This window comes from Mycobacterium sp. TH-M82 (genome assembly GCF_057473605.1).
Map to the genome: position 1 here is coordinate 1 of NZ_JBYCKY010000759.1, position 1,235 is coordinate 1,235.

Annotated in this window: 2 protein-coding genes; both read right to left on the reverse strand. The window is 71.5% G+C overall.

Annotated elements, in window-relative coordinates:
* The coding region (locus AC2VON_RS22515) for an antitoxin VapB family protein (protein WP_486954856.1) at positions 1-159 on the reverse strand (159 nt) is incomplete at its 3' end.
* A 39-nt stretch (positions 160-198) separates the two neighbouring features.
* Positions 199-1,235, reverse strand: a 1,037-nt coding sequence (gene glmM, locus AC2VON_RS22520; protein WP_486954855.1) for a phosphoglucosamine mutase, incomplete at its 5' end; no start/stop codon positions are given.

Sequence of the window (1,235 nt, forward strand, 5' to 3'; positions counted from 1 at the left end):
CTTGATGACACGAGAAAACGATTCGTCGGGCGAACGCCGGGCAGCTCGCAGGCGTTCGTATGCCTCGAGATCGATCGATATGGTCTTGGTGGCCATGCTCCGTGTATACATGCATGCATACGTGTACGCAATGCCTCGCCGGGAACCACCTCGTCCCATGACGGATATGACGGCACGCGGGCTGCGCTGGTTCCCGCATCAGGATTCGGCGCGCACCGTCTCCGCGACGCTGGCTGCGATCCGGCGCGCGGTGTCGGCATCGGCGGCCTCCACCATCACGCGGACCAGGTGTTCGGTTCCCGACGGGCGCAACAGGATTCGCCCGGTATCGCCGAGTTCTTCCTGGGCCTGCCGCACCGCCGCGCGCACCGCGAGTCTTCCGGCGGCACCGGCCTTGTCGGTGACCTCGACGTTGATCAGCACCTGCGGCAGCGCGCGCATCACCGACGCGAGGTCGGCCAGCGAGGCGCCGGTCTGGGCCATCCGCGACATCAGCCGCAGCCCGGTGATGATGCCGTCGCCGGTGGTGGCCAGCCTGGGCAGCACGATGTGCCCGGACTGCTCGCCGCCGAGGGTGTAGCCGCCGGCGCGTAGCTGCTCGAGGACGTGGCGGTCGCCGACGTCGGTGGTCTGCACGGCGACGCCGGCCGCGCGCATCGCCAGGTGCAGCCCGAGGTTGCTCATCACGGTGGTCACCAGGGTGTCGCCGGCCAGCTCGCCGGCCTCGCGCATGGCCAGGGCCAGCACCGCCATGATGGCGTCGCCGTCGACGACGTTGCCGGCGGCGTCGACGGCCAGGCACCGGTCGGCGTCCCCGTCGTGCGCCAGGCCCAGGTCGGCGCCGTGGGTGACCACCGCAGCCTGCAGCGCAGCCAGATGCGTCGAGCCGCAGCCGTCGTTGATGTTCAGCCCGTCGGGCTCGGCGTTGATCGTGATCACCTGGGCGCCGGCGGCGCGGTAGGCGCGCGGCGCGGCCACCGACGCCGCGCCGTGTGCGCAGTCCACCACGACGGTCAAGCCATCCAGCCGGGCGGTGCCGGCCGTGCGCAGGTGACGCAGGTAGCAGTCCAGCGCGTCGCCGGCGTCCACCACCCGCCCGAGCCCGGCGCCGACCGGGCGCAGCCCCGGCCCGGCGGCCACCAGATCCTCGATCTGGTCCTCGGTGGCGTCGTCGAGCTTGTGTCCGCCCGGGCCGAAGAACTTGATGCCGTTGTCGGGCATCGGGTTGTGCGACG